27 protein-coding genes and 1 pseudogene are annotated in these 24,831 nt (G+C 70.9%); 16 read left to right on the top strand and 12 right to left on the bottom strand.

The window, feature by feature from the left end; translation table 11 throughout:
- Positions 1-36: 36 nt before the first annotated feature.
- From FR742_RS31265 to FR742_RS31255, 3 genes are all read left to right on the top strand, one after another.
- A complete protein-coding gene (locus FR742_RS31265; RefSeq protein WP_148034944.1) occupies positions 37-693 on the top strand; it encodes a hypothetical protein in 657 nt (218 codons plus the stop codon).
- 179 nt (positions 694-872) lie between these two features.
- A complete protein-coding gene (locus FR742_RS31260) occupies positions 873-2,042 on the top strand; it encodes an MSMEG_0568 family radical SAM protein (RefSeq protein WP_148034943.1) in 1,170 nt (389 codons plus the stop codon).
- Entirely contained in the window at positions 2,011-2,505 is a 495-nt protein-coding gene (locus FR742_RS31255; RefSeq protein ID WP_148034942.1) for an MSMEG_0567/Sll0786 family nitrogen starvation N-acetyltransferase, read from the top strand. The genes FR742_RS31260 and FR742_RS31255 overlap by 32 nt, the downstream gene beginning before the upstream one ends.
- A 32-nt stretch (positions 2,506-2,537) precedes the next feature.
- Here FR742_RS31255 and FR742_RS31250 read toward each other — a convergent pair whose 3' ends face one another.
- Entirely contained in the window at positions 2,538-3,491 is a 954-nt protein-coding gene (locus FR742_RS31250) for an AIR synthase related protein (protein WP_148034941.1), read from the bottom strand.
- 83 nt (positions 3,492-3,574) lie between these two features.
- Between FR742_RS31250 and FR742_RS31245 the strand changes: the two genes are divergently transcribed.
- Genes FR742_RS31245 through FR742_RS31220 form a run of 6 tightly spaced genes read left to right on the top strand, consistent with a single transcriptional unit; the run spans position 3,575 to position 10,612 of the window.
- Complete coding sequence (locus FR742_RS31245; RefSeq protein WP_148034940.1) at positions 3,575-4,417, top strand: phosphosulfolactate synthase; 843 nt, start codon at positions 3,575-3,577, stop codon at positions 4,415-4,417.
- Entirely contained in the window at positions 4,414-5,328 is a 915-nt protein-coding gene (locus FR742_RS31240) for a hypothetical protein (RefSeq protein ID WP_148034939.1), read from the top strand. The genes FR742_RS31245 and FR742_RS31240 overlap by 4 nt, the downstream gene beginning before the upstream one ends.
- Complete coding sequence (locus tag FR742_RS31235; RefSeq protein WP_148034938.1) at positions 5,325-6,527, top strand: adenylosuccinate lyase family protein; 1,203 nt, start codon at positions 5,325-5,327, stop codon at positions 6,525-6,527. Before FR742_RS31240 ends, FR742_RS31235 begins: the two co-directional genes overlap by 4 nt.
- Positions 6,518-7,612 carry a 1-aminocyclopropane-1-carboxylate deaminase/D-cysteine desulfhydrase gene (locus FR742_RS31230; protein ID WP_148034937.1) on the top strand — a complete coding sequence of 365 codons (1,095 nt, stop codon included), beginning with the start codon at positions 6,518-6,520 and terminating at the stop codon, positions 7,610-7,612. The genes FR742_RS31235 and FR742_RS31230 overlap by 10 nt, the downstream gene beginning before the upstream one ends.
- Entirely contained in the window at positions 7,609-9,192 is a 1,584-nt protein-coding gene (locus FR742_RS31225) for an argininosuccinate lyase (protein ID WP_148034928.1), read from the top strand. The genes FR742_RS31230 and FR742_RS31225 overlap by 4 nt, the downstream gene beginning before the upstream one ends.
- Positions 9,179-10,612: a DUF1116 domain-containing protein gene (locus FR742_RS31220; RefSeq protein ID WP_148034929.1), complete on the top strand. Its 1,434-nt coding sequence runs from the start codon at positions 9,179-9,181 to the stop codon at positions 10,610-10,612. The genes FR742_RS31225 and FR742_RS31220 overlap by 14 nt, the downstream gene beginning before the upstream one ends.
- A gap of 40 nt (positions 10,613-10,652) precedes the next feature.
- Here the strand turns inward: FR742_RS31220 and FR742_RS31215 are convergent, their stop codons facing one another.
- The 5 genes from FR742_RS31215 to FR742_RS31195 all read right to left on the bottom strand — a co-directional run bounded on the left by FR742_RS31215 (position 10,653) and on the right by FR742_RS31195 (position 14,112).
- A complete protein-coding gene (locus FR742_RS31215) occupies positions 10,653-11,066 on the bottom strand; it encodes an OsmC family protein (RefSeq protein WP_187281463.1) in 414 nt (137 codons plus the stop codon).
- 80 nt (positions 11,067-11,146) lie between these two features.
- Entirely contained in the window at positions 11,147-11,980 is an 834-nt protein-coding gene (locus tag FR742_RS31210) for an amidohydrolase family protein (RefSeq protein WP_148034931.1), read from the bottom strand.
- Positions 11,980-12,471 carry an MSMEG_0572/Sll0783 family nitrogen starvation response protein gene (locus tag FR742_RS31205; protein WP_148034932.1) on the bottom strand — a complete coding sequence of 164 codons (492 nt, stop codon included), beginning with the start codon at positions 12,469-12,471 and terminating at the stop codon, positions 11,980-11,982. Before FR742_RS31205 ends, FR742_RS31210 begins: the two co-directional genes overlap by 1 nt.
- A gap of 47 nt (positions 12,472-12,518) precedes the next feature.
- Positions 12,519-12,773, bottom strand: a complete 255-nt coding sequence (locus tag FR742_RS31200; RefSeq protein WP_148034933.1) for a hypothetical protein — start codon at positions 12,771-12,773, stop codon at positions 12,519-12,521.
- A 1-nt stretch (position 12,774) separates the two neighbouring features.
- On the bottom strand, positions 12,775-14,112 hold the full coding sequence (locus tag FR742_RS31195; protein WP_148034936.1) for an FAD-dependent oxidoreductase: 1,338 nt from the start codon (positions 14,110-14,112) through the stop codon (positions 12,775-12,777).
- Positions 14,113-14,260: 148 nt separating this feature from the next.
- Here FR742_RS31195 and FR742_RS31190 point away from each other — a divergent pair, with 148 nt between their 5' ends.
- Positions 14,261-15,121: a helix-turn-helix domain-containing protein gene (locus FR742_RS31190; RefSeq protein WP_148034935.1), complete on the top strand. Its 861-nt coding sequence runs from the start codon at positions 14,261-14,263 to the stop codon at positions 15,119-15,121.
- 970 nt (positions 15,122-16,091) lie between these two features.
- Here the strand turns inward: FR742_RS31190 and FR742_RS31185 are convergent.
- Positions 16,092-16,610: a helix-turn-helix domain-containing protein gene (locus tag FR742_RS31185; RefSeq protein WP_148034934.1), complete on the bottom strand. Its 519-nt coding sequence runs from the start codon at positions 16,608-16,610 to the stop codon at positions 16,092-16,094.
- 130 nt (positions 16,611-16,740) lie between these two features.
- Between FR742_RS31185 and FR742_RS46630 the strand changes: the two are divergent.
- The 6 genes and pseudogenes from FR742_RS46630 to FR742_RS31160 form a co-directional block, all read left to right on the top strand.
- Positions 16,741-17,226: pseudogene (locus FR742_RS46630) on the top strand (FAD/NAD(P)-binding oxidoreductase); the annotation flags it as partial.
- Positions 17,227-17,296: 70 nt separating this feature from the next.
- Positions 17,297-18,097: an FAD-dependent oxidoreductase gene (locus FR742_RS45390; protein ID WP_222709209.1), complete on the top strand. Its 801-nt coding sequence runs from the start codon at positions 17,297-17,299 to the stop codon at positions 18,095-18,097.
- A gap of 1 nt (position 18,098) precedes the next feature.
- Positions 18,099-18,353 carry a hypothetical protein gene (locus tag FR742_RS31175; RefSeq protein WP_148034933.1) on the top strand — a complete coding sequence of 85 codons (255 nt, stop codon included), beginning with the start codon at positions 18,099-18,101 and terminating at the stop codon, positions 18,351-18,353.
- A 47-nt stretch (positions 18,354-18,400) separates the two neighbouring features.
- Entirely contained in the window at positions 18,401-18,892 is a 492-nt protein-coding gene (locus FR742_RS31170; protein WP_148034932.1) for an MSMEG_0572/Sll0783 family nitrogen starvation response protein, read from the top strand.
- On the top strand, positions 18,892-19,725 hold the full coding sequence (locus tag FR742_RS31165) for an amidohydrolase family protein (protein ID WP_148034931.1): 834 nt from the start codon (positions 18,892-18,894) through the stop codon (positions 19,723-19,725). Before FR742_RS31170 ends, FR742_RS31165 begins: the two co-directional genes overlap by 1 nt.
- 80 nt (positions 19,726-19,805) lie before the next feature.
- Positions 19,806-20,219, top strand: coding sequence for an OsmC family protein (locus FR742_RS31160; RefSeq protein WP_187281463.1), 414 nt, complete (start codon positions 19,806-19,808; stop codon positions 20,217-20,219).
- Between the two features lie 40 nt (positions 20,220-20,259).
- Here FR742_RS31160 and FR742_RS31155 read toward each other — a convergent pair whose 3' ends face one another.
- From FR742_RS31155 to FR742_RS46100, 5 genes are all read right to left on the bottom strand, one after another.
- Positions 20,260-21,693: a DUF1116 domain-containing protein gene (locus FR742_RS31155; RefSeq protein ID WP_148034929.1), complete on the bottom strand. Its 1,434-nt coding sequence runs from the start codon at positions 21,691-21,693 to the stop codon at positions 20,260-20,262.
- Entirely contained in the window at positions 21,680-23,263 is a 1,584-nt protein-coding gene (locus FR742_RS31150; protein ID WP_148034928.1) for an argininosuccinate lyase, read from the bottom strand. The genes FR742_RS31155 and FR742_RS31150 overlap by 14 nt, the downstream gene beginning before the upstream one ends.
- Positions 23,260-24,027 carry a pyridoxal-phosphate dependent enzyme gene (locus tag FR742_RS31145; RefSeq protein WP_261808899.1) on the bottom strand — a complete coding sequence of 256 codons (768 nt, stop codon included), beginning with the start codon at positions 24,025-24,027 and terminating at the stop codon, positions 23,260-23,262. The genes FR742_RS31150 and FR742_RS31145 overlap by 4 nt, the downstream gene beginning before the upstream one ends.
- Before the next feature lie 111 nt (positions 24,028-24,138).
- A complete protein-coding gene (locus FR742_RS46105; protein WP_187281462.1) occupies positions 24,139-24,291 on the bottom strand; it encodes a hypothetical protein in 153 nt (50 codons plus the stop codon).
- A gap of 54 nt (positions 24,292-24,345) precedes the next feature.
- The gene (locus FR742_RS46100) at positions 24,346-24,597 is read right to left on the bottom strand and encodes a hypothetical protein (RefSeq protein WP_261808897.1); all 252 of its coding nucleotides are present in this window, start codon (positions 24,595-24,597) and stop codon (positions 24,346-24,348) included.
- Between the last annotated feature and the right edge of the window lie 234 nt (positions 24,598-24,831).

Here is a 24,831-nt window from a genome sequence, read left to right as displayed (position 1 = left end):
TCCAGGAGGAAATATCAAATGTCCGAGACTGAGGGTGTGCGTGACCCAGGACCCGCACCCGACGCCCGGCAGGCCGCGAGCGAGCTTCTCCGCCTCTGGACCGCGGCCGCGGAGCGGGCCTTCGCCGGAAGCGCCCACCAGCCGGACATCTACCTCAGGACCACGCGCCTGGTCGGCGCGGTCGCGCAGCGGCTCCGCGAGTCCGGGCGGGGCCTCGAACCGCTGGTCGAAGCCTGGGCCGAGCACCGCGAGCTGGTGCGCCGGGTGGTCGAGTCCAGCGAGCTGCTGACGTCCGACGGCCTGGACGTCGAGGCCGTCGCGGGCGCCGCGTTCGCGATGCGTTACCGGGAGGCGCTCGAGGAGGTCACGCTGGACGACCGCCTGGCCGCCCTCGCGCAGGCCGCCCCGGGCGCCGGATGGCTGGTGCTGGAGGAGTCCGGCTACCGTCCCGGGGACCCGTTCGTCCCGTACCGGCGGCTGGAGGTCGACCCCGCCACCGGGCGGGCGCTGCTCGTGACGACGCGACCGGACGAGACGTTCACCGTCTGCGTGCACACCGTCGAGCGGGGGCGCATCGACCTGGAGACCGGCCGGCTCGCCTCAGGCGAGCCCGGCGACGGGGGACACGTCCTTCACGAGGCCGCCTCCGCGGAGGAACGGGAGGTGTGGGTGACCCGGCTCAAGGACTCCTGACGAGACACGCCACAGACCGGGCGATTGTGGGCATACCCGGTCATTCACTGACGCCTAGTTGCCACTCCCTACATTCTTTCTATAGTAGTCAAAGAGTAGTTTCCTATAGTAAATGCGTCATCCTTCATGGCGGTCTAGCCGAGCACCGTTAAGAGTCGGCCCGGACAAGGAGCCACATCATGACCGAGGCACCCGACACCCACCGGACCCTCGACCAGGAGGAACTCGCCGAGTTGATCGCCCGGTTGCAGAGCCGGGGGTTGCGGACCGAGATCTCCATGGAGGCGCGGAAGGGCGGCGCCGGTCCCGCCGACGCGGGGATGCTGTGGATCGACGGAAGCCCGGCCACGGTTCCCACCACGGCCGACTACGTGCGTGACTCCCCGTATGCCCTGCGGCAGGAGGACGACGGTTTCGGCATCTACGAGGGCTCGGTCCGGTTGGCGGACGCGGCGTTGGCTCCCCGGCCGAAGTACTACGACTTGAAGACGGCCGACGGCGTCCCCTACTGGCAGATCGCGCTCATGCACCTGGACTCCATGGCCAGCACGGTGCTGCAGACCTGCGCCTACTGGGGCAACTCCGACCAGTGCACGTTCTGCGGGATCGGGGTCTCCCTCGCGGCCGGTCGCACGATCGCCAAGAAGACGCCCGAGATGCTCGCGGAGGTGTCGGTGGCGGCCCGCGACCTGGACGGCGCCGTCGACGCCACGCTCACCACCGGCAGCACCGCCACCCCGGACCGCGGCGCCCTCTACGTCGGCAGGTGCGCCCAGGCCGTGAAGGAGGCGTCCGGGCTGCCGGTGCAGGTCCAGTTCGAACCCCCGTCCGACCTCGACGTGATCAACCGGGTCCGCGGCATGGGCGTGGACTCCGTCGGCATCCACGTGGAGACCTTCGACCCCGAGGTGCTCGCGCGGGTCGCGCCGGGCAAGGCGCGCTGGGGCATCGAGGCGTACTTCTCCGCCTGGGAACGCGCGGTCCGGGTCTTCGGCGAAGGACAGGTCTCGACGTACGTGATCCTCGGCATGGGCGAGGACCCCGACCTCACGGTGGACATGTGCCGCCGGGCGGTGGACATGGGCGTCTACCCGTTCATCGTCCCGCTGCGCCCGGTCCCGGGCAGCCTCATGGAGGACGAACGGCCCCCGTCAGCGGACTACGTCGAGGGGATCTACCGGCAGGTCGTCCCGCACATGCTGCGACGCGGGCTCACCGCCACCGGGGTCATGGCGGGATGCGCACGCTGCCAGGCGTGTTCGGGGCAGGCCGCCCTGGAACGTGCCGGTTCTGGTTCGACGAAGGGTGGGGTGCCCGATGGGCGCGTCTCTCTCCCGCTCGTTTTCTGACCAGGCCGCGCCGCATCACGTCTGCCGTACGGTGACGGCGGCGGAGGAGCTGGAGGAGCACCTCCGGATCCGGCGATCGGTCTTCGTGGCGGAACAGTCGCTGTTCGAGCAGACCGACCAGGACGAGTTCGACCGCGATCCCAGCGTCCACCACGTGCTCGCGTTCGCCGACGGCGTGCCGGCCGGCACGGTCCGGCTGTACCGCTACCCCGCGCCCGACGGCGAGAGGCTGTGGAAGGGGGACCGGCTCGCGGTGCTCCCGGAGTATCGGCACCTGTGGCTGGGGGGCCCGCTGGTCAGGTACGCGGTGGAGACCGCCGCGGCCGCCGGCGGCGCGCGCATGATCGCGTACGTCCAGCTCGGCAACGTGAGCTTCTTCCGGCGGCTCGGCTGGTCGAAGGTGGGCGGCCCGGTCGCCTACGTCGGCGTGCCCCACCAGCAGATGAGCATCGACCTGACGTGATCACTTCGTACGTCAGGAAGGCCGGGCATGTGTCAGCGGCCCAGCCGGGTGACGGACTCCTCGTTCAGGTCGAAGACCACCACCGAGCCGGAGGCGTCGCGCAGGCGCACCTCGCCGGTGTCGTCGAGGGTGCCGAGCCGGCGCGCGGTCAGCCCTCGCGCGGTGAAGGCCTTGGCGCACTCCTCGACCCGGTCGTCAGGCGTCGTGAGCAGGAAGGCGAAGCAGGGGAAGCAGGACAGCCAGTCGGCGACCGGCACGCCCTCGGGCACGGGGAGCTCGTCCATGTCCACCTGGACGCCCAGCCTGTTGGCCTCCAGCAGCATGGCCAGCGAGCCGATCATGCCGGCCATGCTGACGTCCTTGGCGGCCACCGCCGCGCCCGACTCCGCCACCTCGGCGAGGGCCCGGACGTCGCCCGCCAGGCGGTCGCCCCGCTCGTCGAACGACGGGAAGAACAGGAAGTCGTCGCGCATGCGCCCGTCGAGGCAGCAGGCGAGCATCAACGCCTGGCCGGGGGCGGCGTGCGTGGCCGACAGCACCTTCTCCGCGGTGCCGAGACCGAACGCCGACAGGCTCGGCGGGCCGTCGCTCTCGGTGAGGTGCCCGCCCACCACGGGCACCTGGTAGGTCTCGCCGGCCCACTTGAGGCCCTCCAGGATCTTCCTGGTGACCTCGCGCGGGCCGACGATCGTGTCGACGATCGCGAGAGGACGGGCGCCCATGGCGGCGAGGTCGTTCACGTTCGCCAGGACGGCCGCCACCCCGGCGCCGTAGGGGTCCTTCGCGACGAAGGAGGGCAGCATCGCCTCCCCGCCGACGATCAGGTTGCGCCCGCGATCGTGCACGACGGCTCCGTCGTCGCCGGGACCGGACCACCAGTCACCGCCGCCGAACACGTCGGTGACCGCCCCGATGGCGCTCTTGGCCGTCACGCCCGGAAGGCCGCGCAGCCGTTGTGCCAGGTGGTCGAGGTCGTTGATCGGCACGATGAGTTCTCTTCCATGCGGTGGGTGGCGCCGGCAGACAGAGCAGGCGCTGAAGACGTCATTCTAGTGAGGAAGCCTTTCCCGTGACAGGACACCCCGTTCGCTACCGTGAAGCGTCGCGCGGCCAGACATCGCAGGTCGCCGGCTTTCTCACCCTTCCGGAGCGCACGACCAAGCCCCGCCGGCGCGGCATCTCGCACGTCCTCGACAACGGCATGTCGGTGGCCGAGGCCGAGCTCCGGCTGTCCTCCGCCGCCGCGAGCATCGACGTGTGGAAGTTCGGCTGGGGCACCGCCTACATCGATCCGGCGCTGGACGCCAAGCTCGACCTGCTGGCCGCGCACCAGGTGCTGGCCTGCACCGGGGGGACCCTGCTGGAGGTGTCGTGGCAGCAGGGCGTGCTCGACCGGTTCATGGACTGGGCCGAGTCGGTGGGGTTCCCGTGCATAGAGGTGTCGTGCGGCTCGGTGGCCATCCCGCGCGACGACAAGAACGCGATGATCAGCGCGGCGGCGTCCCGGTTCGTCGTGCTCTCGGAGATCGGGGTCAAGAACCCCGACACGCCTCCTTCGGCCCGGCAGTGGGGCGCCGACGCGCGGGCCGACCTGGAGGCGGGCGCGCGCTGGGTGGTGACCGAGGGGCGCGAGAGCGGCACCGTCGGGCTGTACGACCCGGCCGGCGAGGTGCGCACGGAGATCGTCGACGCGGTCGTCTCGGCGGTGGGCCTGGAGAACGCCCTGTTCGAGGCGCCCCTTCGCGCGCAGCAGGCCTGGCTCATCCGGCGTTACGGCGCGAACGTGAACCTCGGCAACATCGCTCCGGCCGACGCCCTGGCGGTCGAGACGCTCCGGCTGGGGCTGCGCTCCGACACCATGGGAACTTTCCCTCTCCCTCCGCACGACGCAGGACTGGAGGATTCACCATGATCCCGCATCAGTATCGAACCGTGGCGTTCACCGACGTCCCGGTGGATCTCGACGAGCGTTCCCTGCGGGAGTTCTTCCTGAGCCGCCAGGTGTACCGCAGGACCCGGTTCGTGGTGGCACGCAACGACGACGGACTGGCCCTGGTCGAGGTCACCAAGGCAGGCGAGGAGGAGCTGTTCGTCGACGTCACCGACGTGCGCGTGCTGGCGTCGCCCCAGGAGACGATCCTCGTGGACCGGGCCGACATCGACACCGCCGTGCCCAGCCAGCTGCTGCGCGCGGCGTCCGGGATCGCCGACGCCCCGCGCTGCGTGGTCGTCCGCGGCCGTTACGGGCACGTCAACTTCATGCTGGACGCCGTCCCGCGCCGGGTGCACGTGCTCGACGTCGCCCCGCCCTGGCCGGCCAAGCTGGTCGACCAGGTACGGCGCGTCCTCGACACCGCCGAGGAGCTGCCGGCGACCGAGTGCGTGTCAGAGGTCGTCGACCTGGAGGAGATGGCCGCCCGCGAGCCGGCCGGCCACTACCTGCTGCCGTGCCGAGGGGGCGGCATCACGGTCCCCGGGGCGGAGGTCTCCTATCTCGACGAGGTGCCGCCCGAGGCGGACTGGCTGCTGCTGGGCTGCGCCCGCTCGCGCGCCATCCACGACCACTTCTATCCGGATCGGGCGGCGGGCGTGACCCAGGTCGACATCTGCCCGGCCGCGCTGGCGGCCAGCAGGCCGCTCCCTCCCGGCGAGGCCCGGCTCACCAAGTGCTGCCTGCTGGAGGAGCACATCGAGACCCGCGGCGACACGGTGGTGGTGCCCTGGGGAGCGTCGTTCACCCTGGTCTCGGCGGGGCTGGCCGCCGCCTCGGACCTGGCCGAGGAGCTTCGTACCACCGAGGAAGGGCGGGAGAACGCGACGTGAGCGCGCGCATCTCGGACTCGACGGTCTACTCGCACCTGTGGGGCACCGACGAGCTACGGCAGATCTTCGACGAGCGGGGCCGCCTGCAGGGGTGGCTCGACGTGCTGGCCGCGCTGGCCAGGGCGCAGGCGGCGGAAGGGCTCATACCCGCAGGGGCCGCCGAGACCATCACCGCCGAGCTGCGCGTCGACCGGCTCGACCTGGACCGGGTCGCGCGCGGCACCCGCGAGACCGGCCACTCGACCCTGGGCCTGATCCACGAGCTGCGCCGGGTGCTGCCCGAGCCGGCCCGCGAGCACGTCTACGTCGGCGCGACCGTCCAGGACGTCACCGACACCTGGACCTCGCTGGCGACGCGCGCGGTCGGCGGCATCGTCTGGCGCGACCTGCGCCGGATCGAGGACCGCCTGCTCGACCTGGCCGTGGAGCACCGCGACACCCCGATCGCGGGCCGGACGCACGGCCAGCCGGGAGCGCCGGCCACCTTCGGCTGGAAGGCGGCGTCCTGGGCGGACGAGATCCGGCGGCATCTCGACCGGCTGCGCGAGGGCGCGCCGCGGTGGCTCGTCGGGCAGCTCGGCGGCGGCATCGGGACCCTGGTCGCGTACGGCGACCGCGGACTCGCCGTACGGGCCCGCTTCTGCGCCGACCTCGGGCTGGCCGACCCGGTCATCTCCTGGCTGAGCGCCCGCGACCGGATCGCCGAGTTCGGCGGCCTGCTCGCCCTGGTCACCGGCACGCTTGCGCGGATCGGCGAGGAGGTGTACGAGCTGCAGCGCCCCGAGATCGGCGAGCTGGGCGAGCCGCGTCCCGAAGGGGTGGTCGGCAGCATCACGATGCACCACAAGCGCAACCCCGAGGGCAGCGAGCACCTGAACACGCTGGCCCGGCTGGTCAGGGCCAACGCCGGGGTGCTGCTGGAGTCGGTCGTCAGCCAGCACGAACGTGACGGGCGGGCCTGGAAGGCCGAATGGGTGGCGCTGCCCGAGGTGTGCCTGCTGTCGGGCACGGCGCTGAGGCTCGGGGTCCAGCTCGTCGAGGGACTCGAGGTGCGCTCGGACCGGATGGCGGCCAACCTGCGCACCCACCTGGGCGGCACCCAGAACCCGTCCGACGCCGGCGCGGCCGCCGCCATGGTCGACCTCGTGGTGGCCCGCGCCCGCCGCGCCAGGTCGGAGGAGTCGCCCTCATGGCCGTGACACCGGATCACCGGGAGAACCAGGGGGTGGCGCCGCCCCGGGCCGAGCTGGCCGTGCTGCCCACTCCCCTGGTGGAGGCGCCACGGCTGGCCGAGGCGCTGGACGTGCGCGGGCGGATGCTGCTCAAGCGCGACGACCTCACCGGCTTCGCGGTGGCCGGGAACAAGGCGCGTCAGCTGGAGATGCTGATCGCGGCCGCCCGTGAGTCCGGTGCGCGTGTGCTGGTGACCGGCGGGACGCCCGGTTCGAACTTCTGCCAGGCCGCGGCGGCGGCCGCCGCCTGGGCGGGCCTGCGCTGCGTACTGATCTACGCCGGATCGCCTCCCCAGACCTCGCACCCCAACCTGCTGGCGGCCCGCCACTGGGGCGCGGAGATCCGATGGACCCACGACCCGGACCGCGCCTTCGTCGACGTCGCGATCGAGAGAGCGGCCGGCGAACTCGGCCAGACCGCCTTCGCCGTACCACGCGGCGGCGCGACCCCACTCGGTGCGACCGGCTTCCACCTGGCAGCCCTCGAACTGGCCACCCAACTCGTACCCCAAGCCGCGCCCCAGCCCGGGGAGCAAACCGCGGCCCAGCAAGGGCCTCACTCTGAGGGCCGGTCCGGGGCACAAGCCGGGGCTCACGTTGAGGGCCGGCTTGTGGGGCCCGTTGTGGTTGTCGTGGCGGCGGGGTCTGGAGGGACGCAGGCCGGGCTGGTGTCCGGGGCCGTGGCGTCGGGGCGCAGGATGCTGATTCGTGGCGCCTCGGTCAGCCGGCCGCCGGATGAGACCGCCCGGCGGATACTCGAGCTGGGCGAAGGATGCGCCCGGCTGATGGGGACCGAGATCCCGGAGGCGTCCGATGTCGTGGTCGAGGACGCCCGCGGCCCCGGGCACGCCCGCCCCTCGGAGGAGGGCGAGCGCGCCGCGCGGCTGGCGTTGCGCGCCTCAGGGGTCGTCCTCGACCCGGTCTACACCGCGAAGGCGCTGGGCGCCCTCCCGCGCATCCTCGGCGAACGACGCCACGACCCCGACCTGACCACAGTTCTCTGGCACACCGGCGGCCTGCTCGACGCCGTCGCCGGATGGGAGGCACGATGATCGACGACGGACTGCCGTCCGCACCCTCGGCGCACCACCGGGGCGGGCTCGACCGCCTGGGCCCACCGGTGGAAGGCCCGGCCCAGGAGCTGATCGACAGCGGGTTCGCGCTGGAGAACGCCGACTCGCCGCTGCTGCACGCGGGCCTCAACCTCGCCGACCTCGCGCACCTCGTCGATCTGCACGAACGCGGGGTGGTCCCCTACAGCGCCGCCGAGCAGCTCATGCGGGTGCTGCTCCGGGCCGTGCGCACCCCGGCCGAGGACTTCCCCTACGACCCGGCGTTCGGCGAGCCGTACAACTCGCGGGAGCGGTACTTCACCGCCCAGATCGGTGACGACGCCGGGTGGCTGCACGCCGGCCGGCCGCGGCGCGAGGCCGTGCGCATCGCCCTGCGGCTGCACGTGCGGAGCGTCCTGGAGGACCTGATCGAGGCGTCGGCGGAGCTGGCGCAGGCCATCGCGAAGGTCGCGGCGGGCAACAGCACGACGTGGCTGCCCGACCAGACCTACCTGCAGCACGCGCAGCCCTCCACGTTCGGCCACTACCTGGTCAGCTTCGCCTACCCGGTCCTGCGCGACGCCGAGCGGCTCATGGACGCCCTGGCCTGGGTCAACACCAGTCCGGGCGGGGCGGGCTGCGTCAACGGGAGCCGGCTGCTGGCCGACCGGGGCAGGGTCGCCGAACTGCTCGGCTTCGAGGGTTTCATCCAGCACACGCGCGACGCCATGTGGCAGATCGACGGGCTCATCGCGGCGCTGTCGCACGCGTCCAGCCTGCTGACCACGCAGAGCAAGCTGGCCGAGGACCTGGAGATCTGGGCCAGCAACGAGTTCGACTACATCACCATCGCCGACGGGTTCAGCCGTTCCAGCGTGCTCATGCCGCAGAAGCGCAACCCGTACGCCCTCTCGATCATCCGCGGCGCCTCCGGCACCCTGATCGGCCGGCTCACCGGGTTCCTCGCCGTCAGCAAGAGCCCGTCGGCCCGCAGCGACAACCTGATCTACGCGTACGGCGAGATCCCCCGCGCGCTGGACCTGGCGCTGCGTACGACGAGGCTGACCAGCGGGGTCATCCGCAGCATGACGGTGAACGCCGACCGGATGTGGGAGGCCCTGGAGTCGGGCTTCAGCCAGGCGACCGACCTGGCGGAGTTCGTCATGCAGACCTGCCGGGTGGACTACCGGACCGCCTACCAGGTGGTCGGGATCGCCGTGCGGGAGGCGAGCAGGGAAGGGCTGCGCGGCATCGACCTCGACGCGGCCCGGCTGGAGTCCGCCGCCCAGCAGTACGCCGGGATCTCCCTCGGGCTGGAGGGCCGGGACCTCACCGAGATCCTCGACCCCCGGCACATCGTGGAGACGCGGACGCTGGCCGGCGGGGCGGCCCCGCCCGTGGTCGAGGCGATGGCCGCCGACTGTCTCGCGGAGGCGACCGCGTTGCTGGGCCGCGCGCGGGCGGCGCGCGCCTCGTTCGAGCACTCCGAGGCCGCGCTGGTCGCGCTCGCGGAGAACTTCATCAAGGGGGACCCCGCCGAGGGGAACGACATCAAGGGAGAAACCGATGAACGCCACTGATACCGCCACCCCGGTGCGCCTTCCCGGGGAGGTGAACGTCGTCAACATCGGCCTGCCGCTGTTCGCCGAGGCGATCGCCGAGCAGAAGCGCCCGGTGGTCCAGGTCGACTGGCGGATTCCCGGTGGCGGTGACGCCGAGGTGGTCGCGGCTCTTCGCCGCCTCTACGGCCGGCACGCGGCGACGATCGACGCCGCCAACAAGGAGGTCTTCCGGCGGCTGGACCGGGGCGCGCCGCAGCTGGTCGGCGTGCGGACCGCAGGCGAGGTGATCCCGATCCTGGCCGAGGGCCGGGTGCTCCTGCACTGCGGGCCGCGCATCGCGATCGAGGACACGGTCGACCCGCTGCGCCGTTCGATGCGCGCCGCGGTCTGCGCCGAGGGGTGGGCGCGCGACCCCGATGAGGCCGACGCCCTGCTCCTTGACGGTTCCGTACGGCTGGAGCCGGCCAACGCGCACGGCGTGGTCGTGCCGATGGCGACGGCGATGGGGCCGGGCACGCCCGTGTGGGCCGTCGAACTCGCCGACGCCGGCGTCACCACCTACGCGCCGATCGGCCAGGGGCCCGGCGACGTGGCGTGGTTCGGCCGCGACACCCCCGGCGCGATCGACCGTCTGGTGCTGCTGCGCGAGGTGGTCGGCCCGGTGCTGGCCGCCGCCCTGGCCGAGGCCGGGCCGGTCGACGTGATGTCGCTGGCGGCGCAGGCGGTCGCCATGGGCGACGACGTGCACGTCCGCACGCAGGCCGCGACCAACCTGCTGCTGCGCAACCTGCTGCCCGCGCTGGTGTCGGGCGACCACCCCCGCCGGACGGAGGCGGCGACGTTCCTCTCGGGCAACCACCTGCTGTTCCTCACGCTGGCCATGGCCGCCGCCCGGGCGCTGACCGCCTGGGCCGCCGAGGTCGAGAACAGCTCGGTCGTGACCGGCATGGCACGCAACGGGACCGACTTCGCCGCCTGGCTGGCCGGGCCGTCCTCCGACTGGCACCTCGCGCCCGCGCCGATGGTGGAGCGCGCGCTCTACCACCCGGGGCGAAGTGAGGCGGACGCCGCCCCGGACATCGGGGACAGCTCGGTGCTGGAGCTCGTGGGCCTCGGCGGCGCGGCCGCGGCCGGTTCGCCGGCTGTGGCCCAGATCGTCGGGGGGACCATGGCCGCCGCCGCCGAGCTGACCACGCAGCTCGACCAGGTGTGCGTGGGCAACTCCAGCCGGTTCATGATCCCGGTGTGGGGGATGAAGGGCTCACCGGTGGGCGTCGACGTGCGCAAGGTCGTCGAGCTCGGCATCACCCCGCAGGTGACGACGGGGATCCTGCACAACGCCGACGGCAGCGGCCAGGTCGGCGCCGGTGTGGCCACGGCGCCGGTCCAGGCGTTCGTCGACACGATGATGGCGCTGGACGCGAAGCTGGGGGGCTGACCCGGAGGCGAGGCGTGCTCCGCGCGGGGCGCGCCTCGCCTCAGGCGCAGATGTCGGCCTGCCGTACGTCGATCTTGGGGACGTGGGCGAGCGTGTTGGAGACGTAGCAGACCCGGGAGGCCGGGGCGAGCAGCGGTTCCAGCTCCTCGATCGGCAGGCTGGTGTTCACGGTCAGCCTGATCTCCTTGAAGCGCGGGCCGTCGTACTCGCCGACCGCCGACACCTGGAGGTCGGGCAGTTCGATGCCGCGTTTGCGCGCCGACCACGCCAGCGCCAGCGCGTAACAGGACGCGAGCGACCCGAGGAAGTAGTCGGTCGGCATCGGGCCGGTGTCGGTTCCGCCGGCCTCCGGGGGCTCGTCCACCGGGAACGAGAACGCCCCGGCCGTGACGGTCGCCCGCCAGTCGCCCTCCCACTTGGCGATGACTTCTTGCGATTCTCCGGATCTTGCCAAATCTGCTCCCTTGGTGCAGCGCATAGATGAGAGACCGCGGGCCCCGGGGCGGCGCCCCGGGACCCGCGGCCCCCTGTGAGTCAGCTGTACAGGCGGTCGAAGTTCTCGTTGAAGACGAGGTCCGCCAGCTCACCGTCGCCGACGGCTTCGATCATGCGGTGGTACTCACCCGCGAAGTCGCCCCACGGCAGGTCGGAGGCGAACAGCACGCGGTCGCCGCCGATCCCGCGCCGCTCGATCTCCTGCGCGAGCCAGTACGGAGCGAACCCGACGGACCAGGTGAGGTCGGTGTAGACCTTCTTGCCGGCCTCGATCCAGTCGAAGAACCTCGTGCCGATGAGCTTGATGTGGCCGCTCACCCCGCCACCGAAGTGGACCAGGTGGACCGGCGTCTCGTCGGCGTACCGGTCCACCAGCTGGCCGACCTTGTCGATGTCCGACTGCGCACCCGGCGAGGTGTGCACGTGGACGACGAGGTTGTTGGCCTTGGCGGCGGCGAAGATCTTGTCCAGCTGGACCTGGCACTCGGCGTCCTCGACGGACCCGCCGAGCAGGAAGCTGATCTTGAGAGCCTTCACCCCGGTCTCGCCGACGAGCGTCAGCGCCTTCTCGGTGAGCTCGGCGTCCTGCGGTCGCGGAGACGCCCACACCGCGGCGCGGAGCCGGTCGTCCCTTGCCGCCGCCTCGACGACGAGCTCGTTGAGCTCGAACGAGTGCTTGGGATCGGGGACCCCGTAGTTCGGGATCACCAGCGCCCGCTCGGTGCCCTCCGCGTCCAGGTCGGCGAGCAGTTCGTCGACGGTGGCGCGGGCCTTCACGTCCGGGTTGACGGGCGGTCCGCCGTAGAACGGGAAGGCGGGCAGAACTCCGATGTGCCGGTGGGCGTCAGAGTGCCGCGATGGTGCTTTCGTCATCACATGGTCCAAGTGTTGAGCTGGAAGTGGCCCTCCCGCCATGCCGTCAGGGCGGAGTCCAGGACGTCGAGCGGGTTGAACGCCTTGATCCCCGGGATCAGGTCGTCCTCCCGCATGCCGTACAGCGCGCCCATGGCGAAGCGGCAGGCGTAGATCGTGGCGCCCTCGTCCAGGAGAGTCTGGAGCTGCCTGTTGACCGCCAGGTTCCCCGGGAACCCCTCCTTGCCGACCGCGGGGTAGCCGCGACCGGCGGCGCCGAGCAGCACGGCGGGGCCGTAGAGGACGACGGTCAGCTTGAACCCCTTGCGCTGCAGGCGCGTGGACGTCATCAGGTTGACGAGGGAGACGGACCCTTCGAAGGGCACCGAGTGGATGAAGACCGTGGCCTTCTGACCCTCTTCGGCCCGGATGTCTTCGAAGACCTTCTCGCTGGTGTCCCAGAGAACGTCGCCTTCGGCGGGAGTCGCGACGGTTACCGTCTTGGTGGACATGTCACTCCTTTGTGAATAACTCGCTCTATGGTTGTCGGCCTATGCGGTCAGACCGCGGGTCCTTTTCGTGGCGGTTGCTGCTTCCACTGCTTCTGGTGACTCCCCGGCATGCGCGCGATGACCGCGTTGCGCAGCTTCAGAGGCAGCCGGTGGAAGACCGGGACGTAGATCCGGCGCCAGAAGATCTCGACGCCGCGGGGCGGCAGAGGACGGGTGGCACCGAGACGGGCGGCCACCTTGTCCTGCGCGTCGATCATCAGGTAGTGCTCGGACGTCTGGCGTACCCAGCGAGTCAGCCCCATCTCACTTCCCCAGCTTCGACAGGGCGTTCTGCGCCGCGAGCGAGATGGGCTCGTTGAGCGCGCCGATGGGCGGGCTGTAGACGTTCTCCATCGTCGCCAGGTCGTTGATCGTGATCCCGGTGCGCACGGCCATGGCCAGGAAGTCGGCGCGTTCCTTGATGCCCTCGCCGCCGACGAGCTGGGCTCCGATGAGCCGCAGATGCTCGGGCTCGGCCAGGAGCTTGACCTTGACCGGCTTCACGTCGGGGTAGTAGCGCGCCCGGGAGATGCCCTGCGCGTTGCCCACGACGAAGGGGACGCCGAGCGCGGTCGCCAGCGTCTCGCTGAAGGAGACCCCGCCGATCATCCACTTGCCGGCCACCATGCCCCAGGGCACGTAGACGGCCTGGTACTCGCGGGTGCCGCCTGCCGCGTTCACCCCTGCGACCTTGCCCTGCGCGTAGGCGTGGCTGCCGGAGAGCCCCTGGATCGGCACGTTGGAGACGCCGTGCGGGATCTCGGTGCAGTCGCCGGCCGCGTACACCCCGCTCACCGAGGTGCGCATCCGGCCGTCGACGATGAGGCCGCCGCTCATGCCGGTCTTGAGACCCGCGGCGGTGGCGAGCTCGACGTTGGGGACCTTCTTCGTGGCGACGACCACCAGGTCCGCCTGGATGCCGCCCTGCGACGTGGTGACCTCGCGCAGCTTGCCGCCGTCGCCGACGAAGCCGGTGACCTTGGTGTTGAAGTGGAGCTTGGCCCCCATCTCGATCCAGGACTCCTGGACCGGCTCCATGATGTCCGGGTCGGTCGCGGACGACATGGCCCAGGGGGCGGGGTCGACCAGGTGGGTCTCGATGCCGCGGTGGGCGAGCGCGGTGACCATCTCGGCTCCCAGCGGCGTCGCCTCGTCGACGACCGCGGTCTTCACCGTGTCGAGGACCTTGTCCCACTCCATCGCCTGGCGGATGTTCTTGACGTAGTAGATGCCGCCCAGGTCGCTGTTCGGCACGTCCGGGTCGGCGTAGTCGAAGCCGGTGGCGAGCACGAGCGAGTCGTAGCGTTCGACGGTGCCGTCGGTCGTGGTCACCGTCTTGGCCTTGACGTCGATGCTCGCGACGGTCGTCTCGTAGCGGATGTCGATGCCCTGGTCGACGTACTGCTGCTTGGTCGCCATGAACAACGACTCGAAGCTCGCGATCTCGCGGCCGTGGACGTAGGGAATCCCGCAGGGGCTGTACGCAGCGTCCTCGTATCCGGTGAAGACGATGACCTCCGCGCTCGGGTCCGTGCCCTTGGCGGCACCCGCGGCACCCATCCCAGCGGCTCCACCGCCTACAACAACGATTCGCCTGGTCATCTCCCGCTCGTCTCCCATCGGAACGCACCGCGTTGAGCATGCTCAAATTTCTATTCACCATACTTGACGTAGCTCTGAGGTACCGTCAAGGTGTGTACAAGGACTGGTTGAGAACCCGAGAAACGCGTGAGTTTGGCGGAGGGTCTGCGTGATCGCACGAGTGGCCGAAGTCGTCTCCGGTATCGGCCCGAAGATCAAGTCACTCCGCAAGCAGAACGGCTACTCGCTTCAGTCACTTGCCGAGCGCGCCGATGTGTCGGCGGCGACGATCCACAAGATCGAGCAGTCGGACATGGTCCCCACCATCACGACCCTGCTCAAGATCGCCGGAGCGTTCGAGCTCCCCGTGTCCTACTTCGTCGAGGACGACGACGACCACCTGCCGACGGTCCACACCCGGGCCGCCAACAGGCGCCCGATCTACACCTCCCACGCGGGGCTCGATCTGGCCGGGATCACCGGCCCGTACGGCGACTTCCTGATGGCGGCGGCCGTCGCGACGGTCCTCCCCGGCGCGAGCAGCGGCAGCAAGCCGATGGGACACCCCGGCGAGGAGCTGCTCTACGTGATGTCGGGCAAGCTGGCGTTCACGGTCGCCGACACGCTTACATGCTGGGCGCCGGCGACTCGCTCCACTTCCGCACCCAGCAGCCCACTCCTGGCGCAATCCGGCGGAGGAAGACTGCGTGGTCCTCTGGATGGCGCTGCGCCCGCAGCAGTGAAGCCGTGCGTCTCCTCCCTGGAGACGCACGGCTTCCGTCGTGCTGGTGACGTCAGGCGTAGCCCCACGCGCCGGCGTACTTGGCGAGCCGGGCGAGAGCGTGGCGGTGCCGAAGGTGCGGGCCGGCTGGATCGGCCGGACTTGATGTTGTCGCTGCGGTCGCCCAGGTCGGCAGGTACCTGCCGTGGTCGTGCTTGCCGTAGTCGAGCTCTCCGGCTCCCACGGCACGCCCAGGTAGTCGCAGACCTCGCGGGTGACCCGCCGGGCTCGGCGGTCAGCTCCTCGTAGCGGAGCGTCAGGCCGTCGAGGGTGTGCGGGCCTTCTCCAAGGCTTGAAGTACTTCAGCGCGTTGGCTTCCAGGGCTTCGCGCGAGCTGTGTTGCCCTTGCGGTTCTCCAGGGAGGAGACCACGCCCTCCGGTGGCGCAGCAGGAAGAGGAACTTCGCCTTCGGCCAGGCGTACTTCAGCCGCTCCAGGTGAAGACGTTGCCGGGTCGTCGACGATGACGTCTGCCGCTGCGCGCAGCTCAGTGGGGACGTCCCACAGCACGTGCTCCAGCTCACCTGTCCAGCTGACTCCTCGAAGCCGGGGCCGCTGCACCTGAGCGGCGCAGTGCAGCTCGTGCGGGGCGGACGCGGAGTGCTGTGAGCAGCGCGAGAGCGTGGGCCTGAGCGGCGGGCGATCACGAAGACGGGTCCACCTGCCGGCATCACCTGGGACGACCTGCACGCGGCTGAGGTGTCGACTACCGCCCGAGCATGCCGCCGCCAGGTGGAGTCACCCGTCTTCGTGACGCCTCGTCGTCAGCTCCACGCTTGCGCGCCGCTCAACACCATCCCGGTCGCGCCGCACGGTGCACCTGCGCCGCTCAGGGTGCAGCGGCCCCGGCTTCTCCGAGGGTCCATGTCGGCTCCAGGTCTGGAGCACTGCTTGGACCGCATCCTCACCTGGAGCTGCAGGCAGCGCAAGGACGTCAGTCGACAGACCCCGGCAACGTCTTCACCGGAGCGGCTGAATACGCCTGCCGAAGGCGAAGTTCCCTTCCGCTGCGCCCGGAGGGCGTGGTCTCTCCTGGAGAACCGCAAGGCAACACCGTCGCGCGAAGCTGAAGCCACGCGCTGAATACTTCAAGCCCTTGGAGAAGGCCCGCACCACCTCGACGGCCTGACGCTCCGCTACGAGGAGCTGACCGCCGAGCCCGAGCGGGTCACCCGCGAGGTTGCGACTACTGGGCGTGCCGTGGGGCCGGAGATGCTCGACTACGGCAAGCACGACCACGGCAGGTACCTGCGAACCTGGGCGACCGCAGCGACAACATCAAGTCGGCCGGATCCAGCCGGCCCGCACCTTCGCACCGCACGCTCTCGCCCGGCTCGCCAAGTACGCCGGCGCGTGGGGCTACGCCTGACGTCACCAGCACGACGGAAGCCGTGCGTCTCCAGGGAGGAGACGCACGGCTTCACTGCTGCGGGCGCAGCGCCATCGAGCCCCGCGTGGGAGGTGTAGATCGGGCGCCTGTTGGCGGCCCGGGTGTGGACCGTCGGCAGGTGGTCGTCGTCGTCCTCGACGAAGTAGGACACGGGGAGCTCGAACGCTCCGGCGATCTTGAGCAGGGTCGTGATGGTGGGGACCATGTCCGACTGCTCGATCTTGTGGATCGTCGCCGCCGACACATCGGCGCGCTCGGCAAGTGACTGAAGCGAGTAGCCGTTCTGCTTGCGGAGTGACTTGATCTTCGGGCCGATACCGGAGACGACTTCGGCCACTCGTGCGATCACGCAGACCCTCCGCCAAACTCACGCGTTTCTCGGGTTCTCAACCAGTCCTTGTACACACCTTGACGGTACCTCAGAGCTACGTCAAGTATGGTGAATAGAAATTTGAGCATGCTCAACGCGGTGCGTTCCGATGGGAGACGAGCGGGAGATGACCAGGCGAATCGTTGTTGTAGGCGGTGGAGCCGCTGGGATGGGTGCCGCGGGTGCCGCCAAGGGCACGGACCCGAGCGCGGAGGTCATCGTCTTCACCGGATACGAGGACGCTGCGTACAGCCCCTGCGGGATTCCCTACGTCCACGGCCGCGAGATCGCGAGCTTCGAGTCGTTGTTCATGGCGACCAAGCAGCAGTACGTCGACCAGGGCATCGACATCCGCTACGAGACGACCGTCGCGAGCATCGACGTCAAGGCCAAGACGGTGACCACGACCGACGGCACCGTCGAACGCTACGACTCGCTCGTGCTCGCCACCGGCTTCGACTACGCCGACCCGGACGTGCCGAACAGCGACCTGGGCGGCATCTACTACGTCAAGAACATCCGCCAGGCGATGGAGTGGGACAAGGTCCTCGACACGGTGAAGACCGCGGTCGTCGACGAGGCGACGCCGCTGGGAGCCGAGATGGTCACCGCGCTCGCCCACCGCGGCATCGAGACCCACCTGGTCGACCCCGCCCCCCTGGGCCATGTCGTCCGCGACCGACCCGGACATCATGGAGCCGGTCCAGGAGTCCTGGATCGAGATGGGGGCCAAGCTCCACTTCAACACCAAGGTCACCGGCTTCGTCGGCGACGGCGGCAAGCTGCGCGAGGTCACCACGTCGCAGGGCGGCATCCAGGCGGACCTGGTGGTCGTCGCCACGAAGAAGGTCCCCAACGTCGAGCTCGCCACCGCCGCGGGTCTCAAGACCGGCATGAGCGGCGGCCTCATCGTCGACGGCCGGATGCGCACCTCGGTGAGCGGGGTGTACGCGGCCGGCGACTGCACCGAGATCCCGCACGGCGTCTCCAACGTGCCGATCCAGGGGCTCTCCGGCAGCCACGCCTACGCGCAGGGCAAGGTCGCAGGGGTGAACGCGGCAGGCGGCACCCGCGAGTACCAGGCCGTCTACGTGCCCTGGGGCATGGTGGCCGGCAAGTGGATGATCGGCGGGGTCTCCTTCAGCGAGACGCTGGCGACCGCGCTCGGCGTCCCCTTCGTCGTGGGCAACGCGCAGGGCATCTCCCGGGCGCGCTACTACCCCGACGTGAAGCCGGTCAAGGTCAAGCTCCTGGCCGAGCCCGAGCATCTGCGGCTCATCGGAGCCCAGCTCGTCGGCGGCGAGGGCATCAAGGAACGCGCCGACTTCCTGGCCATGGCCGTGCGCACCGGGATCACGATCAACGACCTGGCGACGATGGAGAACGTCTACAGCCCGCCCATCGGCGCGCTCAACGAGCCCATCTCGCTCGCGGCGCAGAACGCCCTGTCGAAGCTGGGGAAGTGAGATGGGGCTGACTCGCTGGGTACGCCAGACGTCCGAGCACTACCTGATGATCGACGCGCAGGACAAGGTGGCCGCCCGTCTCGGTGCCACCCGTCCTCTGCCGCCCCGCGGCGTCGAGATCTTCTGGCGCCGGATCTACGTCCCGGTCTTCCACCGGCTGCCTCTGAAGCTGCGCAACGCGGTCATCGCGCGCATGCCGGGGAGTCACCAGAAGCAGTGGAAGCAGCAACCGCCACGAAAAGGACCCGCGGTCTGACCGCATAGGCCGACAACCATAGAGCGAGTTATTCACAAAGGAGTGACATGTCCACCAAGACGGTAACCGTCGCGACTCCCGCCGAAGGCGACGTTCTCTGGGACACCAGCGAGAAGGTCTTCGAAGACATCCGGGCCGAAGAGGGTCAGAAGGCCACGGTCTTCATCCACTCGGTGCCCTTCGAAGGGTCCGTCTCCCTCGTCAACCTGATGACGTCCACGCGCCTGCAGCGCAAGGGGTTCAAGCTGACCGTCGTCCTCTACGGCCCCGCCGTGCTGCTCGGCGCCGCCGGTCGCGGCTACCCCGCGGTCGGCAAGGAGGGGTTCCCGGGGAACCTGGCGGTCAACAGGCAGCTCCAGACTCTCCTGGACGAGGGCGCCACGATCTACGCCTGCCGCTTCGCCATGGGCGCGCTGTACGGCATGCGGGAGGACGACCTGATCCCGGGGATCAAGGCGTTCAACCCGCTCGACGTCCTGGACTCCGCCCTGACGGCATGGCGGGAGGGCCACTTCCAGCTCAACACTTGGACCATGTGATGACGAAAGCACCATCGCGGCACTCTGACGCCCACCGGCACATCGGAGTTCTGCCCGCCTTCCCGTTCTACGGCGGACCGCCCGTCAACCCGGACGTGAAGGCCCGCGCCACCGTCGACGAACTGCTCGCCGACCTGGACGCGGAGGGCACCGAGCGGGCGCTGGTGATCCCGAACTACGGGGTCCCCGATCCCAAGCACTCGTTCGAGCTCAACGAGCTCGTCGTCGAGGCGGCGGCAAGGGACGACCGGCTCCGCGCCGCGGTGTGGGCGTCTCCGCGACCGCAGGACGCCGAGCTCACCGAGAAGGCGCTGACGCTCGTCGGCGAGACCGGGGTGAAGGCTCTCAAGATCAGCTTCCTGCTCGGCGGGTCCGTCGAGGACGCCGAGTGCCAGGTCCAGCTGGACAAGATCTTCGCCGCCGCCAAGGCCAACAACCTCGTCGTCCACGTGCACACCTCGCCGGGTGCGCAGTCGGACATCGACAAGGTCGGCCAGCTGGTGGACCGGTACGCCGACGAGACGCCGGTCCACCTGGTCCACTTCGGTGGCGGGGTGAGCGGCCACATCAAGCTCATCGGCACGAGGTTCTTCGACTGGATCGAGGCCGGCAAGAAGGTCTACACCGACCTCACCTGGTCCGTCGGGTTCGCTCCGTACTGGCTCGCGCAGGAGATCGAGCGGCGCGGGATCGGCGGCGACCGCGTGCTGTTCGCCTCCGACCTGCCGTGGGGCGACTTCGCGGGTGAGTACCACCGCATGATCGAAGCCGTCGGCGACGGTGAGCTGGCGGACCTCGTCTTCAACGAGAACTTCGACCGCCTGTACAGCTGACTCACAGGGGGCCGCGGGTCCCGGGGCGCCGCCCCGGGGCCCGCGGTCTCTCATCTATGCGCTGCACCAAGGGAGCAGATTTGGCAAGATCCGGAGAATCGCAAGAAGTCATCGCCAAGTGGGAGGGCGACTGGCGGGCGACCGTCACGGCCGGGGCGTTCTCGTTCCCGGTGGACGAGCCCCCGGAGGCCGGCGGAACCGACACCGGCCCGATGCCGACCGACTACTTCCTCGGGTCGCTCGCGTCCTGTTACGCGCTGGCGCTGGCGTGGTCGGCGCGCAAACGCGGCATCGAACTGCCCGACCTCCAGGTGTCGGCGGTCGGCGAGTACGACGGCCCGCGCTTCAAGGAGATCAGGCTGACCGTGAACACCAGCCTGCCGATCGAGGAGCTGGAACCGCTGCTCGCCCCGGCCTCCCGGGTCTGCTACGTCTCCAACACGCTCGCCCACGTCCCCAAGATCGACGTACGGCAGGCCGACATCTGCGCCTGAGGCGAGGCGCGCCCCGCGCGGAGCACGCCTCGCCTCCGGGTCAGCCCCCCAGCTTCGCGTCCAGCGCCATCATCGTGTCGACGAACGCCTGGACCGGCGCCGTGGCCACACCGGCGCCGACCTGGCCGCTGCCGTCGGCGTTGTGCAGGATCCCCGTCGTCACCTGCGGGGTGATGCCGAGCTCGACGACCTTGCGCACGTCGACGCCCACCGGTGAGCCCTTCATCCCCCACACCGGGATCATGAACCGGCTGGAGTTGCCCACGCACACCTGGTCGAGCTGCGTGGTCAGCTCGGCGGCGGCGGCCATGGTCCCCCCGACGATCTGGGCCACAGCCGGCGAACCGGCCGCGGCCGCGCCGCCGAGGCCCACGAGCTCCAGCACCGAGCTGTCCCCGATGTCCGGGGCGGCGTCCGCCTCACTTCGCCCCGGGTGGTAGAGCGCGCGCTCCACCATCGGCGCGGGCGCGAGGTGCCAGTCGGAGGACGGCCCGGCCAGCCAGGCGGCGAAGTCGGTCCCGTTGCGTGCCATGCCGGTCACGACCGAGCTGTTCTCGACCTCGGCGGCCCAGGCGGTCAGCGCCCGGGCGGCGGCCATGGCCAGCGTGAGGAACAGCAGGTGGTTGCCCGAGAGGAACGTCGCCGCCTCCGTCCGGCGGGGGTGGTCGCCCGACACCAGCGCGGGCAGCAGGTTGCGCAGCAGCAGGTTGGTCGCGGCCTGCGTGCGGACGTGCACGTCGTCGCCCATGGCGACCGCCTGCGCCGCCAGCGACATCACGTCGACCGGCCCGGCCTCGGCCAGGGCGGCGGCCAGCACCGGGCCGACCACCTCGCGCAGCAGCACCAGACGGTCGATCGCGCCGGGGGTGTCGCGGCCGAACCACGCCACGTCGCCGGGCCCCTGGCCGATCGGCGCGTAGGTGGTGACGCCGGCGTCGGCGAGTTCGACGGCCCACACGGGCGTGCCCGGCCCCATCGCCGTCGCCATCGGCACGACCACGCCGTGCGCGTTGGCCGGCTCCAGCCGTACGGAACCGTCAAGGAGCAGGGCGTCGGCCTCATCGGGGTCGCGCGCCCACCCCTCGGCGCAGACCGCGGCGCGCATCGAACGGCGCAGCGGGTCGACCGTGTCCTCGATCGCGATGCGCGGCCCGCAGTGCAGGAGCACCCGGCCCTCGGCCAGGATCGGGATCACCTCGCCTGCGGTCCGCACGCCGACCAGCTGCGGCGCGCCCCGGTCCAGCCGCCGGAAGACCTCCTTGTTGGCGGCGTCGATCGTCGCCGCGTGCCGGCCGTAGAGGCGGCGAAGAGCCGCGACCACCTCGGCGTCACCGCCACCGGGAATCCGCCAGTCGACCTGGACCACCGGGCGCTTCTGCTCGGCGATCGCCTCGGCGAACAGCGGCAGGCCGATGTTGACGACGTTCACCTCCCCGGGAAGGCGCACCGGGGTGGCGGTATCAGTGGCGTTCATCGGTTTCTCCCTTGATGTCGTTCCCCTCGGCGGGGTCCCCCTTGATGAAGTTCTCCGCGAGCGCGACCAGCGCGGCCTCGGAGTGCTCGAACGAGGCGCGCGCCGCCCGCGCGCGGCCCAGCAACGCGGTCGCCTCCGCGAGACAGTCGGCGGCCATCGCCTCGACCACGGGCGGGGCCGCCCCGCCGGCCAGCGTCCGCGTCTCCACGATGTGCCGGGGGTCGAGGATCTCGGTGAGGTCCCGGCCCTCCAGCCCGAGGGAGATCCCGGCGTACTGCTGGGCGGCGGACTCCAGCCGGGCCGCGTCGAGGTCGATGCCGCGCAGCCCTTCCCTGCTCGCCTCCCGCACGGCGATCCCGACCACCTGGTAGGCGGTCCGGTAGTCCACCCGGCAGGTCTGCATGACGAACTCCGCCAGGTCGGTCGCCTGGCTGAAGCCCGACTCCAGGGCCTCCCACATCCGGTCGGCGTTCACCGTCATGCTGCGGATGACCCCGCTGGTCAGCCTCGTCGTACGCAGCGCCAGGTCCAGCGCGCGGGGGATCTCGCCGTACGCGTAGATCAGGTTGTCGCTGCGGGCCGACGGGCTCTTGCTGACGGCGAGGAACCCGGTGAGCCGGCCGATCAGGGTGCCGGAGGCGCCGCGGATGATCGAGAGGGCGTACGGGTTGCGCTTCTGCGGCATGAGCACGCTGGAACGGCTGAACCCGTCGGCGATGGTGATGTAGTCGAACTCGTTGCTGGCCCAGATCTCCAGGTCCTCGGCCAGCTTGCTCTGCGTGGTCAGCAGGCTGGACGCGTGCGACAGCGCCGCGATGAGCCCGTCGATCTGCCACATGGCGTCGCGCGTGTGCTGGATGAAACCCTCGAAGCCGAGCAGTTCGGCGACCCTGCCCCGGTCGGCCAGCAGCCGGCTCCCGTTGACGCAGCCCGCCCCGCCCGGACTGGTGTTGACCCAGGCCAGGGCGTCCATGAGCCGCTCGGCGTCGCGCAGGACCGGGTAGGCGAAGCTGACCAGGTAGTGGCCGAACGTGGAGGGCTGCGCGTGCTGCAGGTAGGTCTGGTCGGGCAGCCACGTCGTGCTGTTGCCCGCCGCGACCTTCGCGATGGCCTGCGCCAGCTCCGCCGACGCCTCGATCAGGTCCTCCAGGACGCTCCGCACGTGCAGCCGCAGGGCGATGCGCACGGCCTCGCGCCGCGGCCGGCCGGCGTGCAGCCACCCGGCGTCGTCACCGATCTGGGCGGTGAAGTACCGCTCCCGCGAGTTGTACGGCTCGCCGAACGCCGGGTCGTAGGGGAAGTCCTCGGCCGGGGTGCGCACGGCCCGGAGCAGCACCCGCATGAGCTGCTCGGCGGCGCTGTAGGGGACCACCCCGCGTTCGTGCAGATCGACGAGGTGCGCGAGGTCGGCGAGGTTGAGGCCCGCGTGCAGCAGCGGCGAGTCGGCGTTCTCCAGCGCGAACCCGCTGTCGATCAGCTCCTGGGCCGGGCCTTCCACCGGTGGGCCCAGGCGGTCGAGCCCGCCCCGGTGGTGCGCCGAGGGTGCGGACGGCAGTCCGTCGTCGATCATCGTGCCTCCCATCCGGCGACGGCGTCGAGCAGGCCGCCGGTGTGCCAGAGAACTGTGGTCAGGTCGGGGTCGTGGCGTCGTTCGCCGAGGATGCGCGGGAGGGCGCCCAGCGCCTTCGCGGTGTAGACCGGGTCGAGGACGACCCCTGAGGCGCGCAACGCCAGCCGCGCGGCGCGCTCGCCCTCCTCCGAGGGGCGGGCGTGCCCGGGGCCGCGGGCGTCCTCGACCACGACATCGGACGCCTCCGGGATCTCGGTCCCCATCAGCCGGGCGCATCCTTCGCCCAGCTCGAGTATCCGCCGGGCGGTCTCATCCGGCGGCCGGCTGACCGAGGCGCCACGAATCAGCATCCTGCGCCCCGACGCCACGGCCCCGGACACCAGCCCGGCCTGCGTCCCTCCAGACCCCGCCGCCACGACAACCACAACGGGCCCCACAAGCCGGCCCTCAACGTGAGCCCCGGCTTGTGCCCCGGACCGGCCCTCAGAGTGAGGCCCTTGCTGGGCCGCGGTTTGCTCCCCGGGCTGGGGCGCGGCTTGGGGTACGAGTTGGGTGGCCAGTTCGAGGGCTGCCAGGTGGAAGCCGGTCGCACCGAGTGGGGTCGCGCCGCCGCGTGGTACGGCGAAGGCGGTCTGGCCGAGTTCGCCGGCCGCTCTCTCGATCGCGACGTCGACGAAGGCGCGGTCCGGGTCGTGGGTCCATCGGATCTCCGCGCCCCAGTGGCGGGCCGCCAGCAGGTTGGGGTGCGAGGTCTGGGAGGCGATCCGGCGTAGATCAGTACGCAGCGCAGGCCCGCCCAGGCGGCGGCCGCCGCCGCGGCCTGGCAGAAGTTCGAACCGGGCGTCCCGCCGGTCACCAGCACACGCGCACCGGACTCACGGGCGGCCGCGATCAGCATCTCCAGCTGACGCGCCTTGTTCCCCGGCCACCGCGAAGCCGGTGAGGTCGTCGCGCTTGAGCAGCATCCGCCCGCGCACGTCCAGCGCCTCGGCCAGCCGTGGCGCCTCCACCAGGGGAGTGGGCAGCACGGCCAGCTCGGCCCGGGGCGGCGCCCACCCCCTGGTTCTCCCGGTGATCCGGTGTCACGGCCATGAGGGCGACTCCTCCGGACCTGGCGCGGCGGGCGCGGCCACCACGAGGTCGACCATGGCGGCGGCCGCGCCGGCGTCGGACGGGTTCTGGGTGCCGCCCAGGTGGGTGCGCAGGTTGGCCGCCATCCGGTCCGAGCGCACCTCGAGTCCCTCGACGAGCTGGACCCCGAGCCTCAGCGCCGTGCCCGACAGCAGGCACACCTCGGGCAGCGCCACCATTCGGCCTTCCAGGCCCGCCGTCACGTTCGTTGCTGGCTGACGACCCGACTCCAGCAGCCACCCCGGCGTTGGCCCTGACCAGCCGGGCCAGCGTGTTCAGGTGCTCGCTGCCCTCGGGGTTGCGCTTGTGGTGCATCGTGATGCTGCCGACCACCCCTTCGGGACGCGGCTCGCCCAGCTCGCCGATCTCGGGGCGCTGCAGCTCGTACACCTCCTCGCCGATCCGCGCAAGCGTGCCGGTGACCAGGCGAGCAGGCC

This window comes from Nonomuraea sp. C10 (genome assembly GCF_008017515.1).
Classification (GTDB): domain Bacteria; phylum Actinomycetota; class Actinomycetes; order Streptosporangiales; family Streptosporangiaceae; genus Nonomuraea; species Nonomuraea ferruginea.
This window is presented reverse-complemented; position numbering and strand designations above follow the sequence as displayed.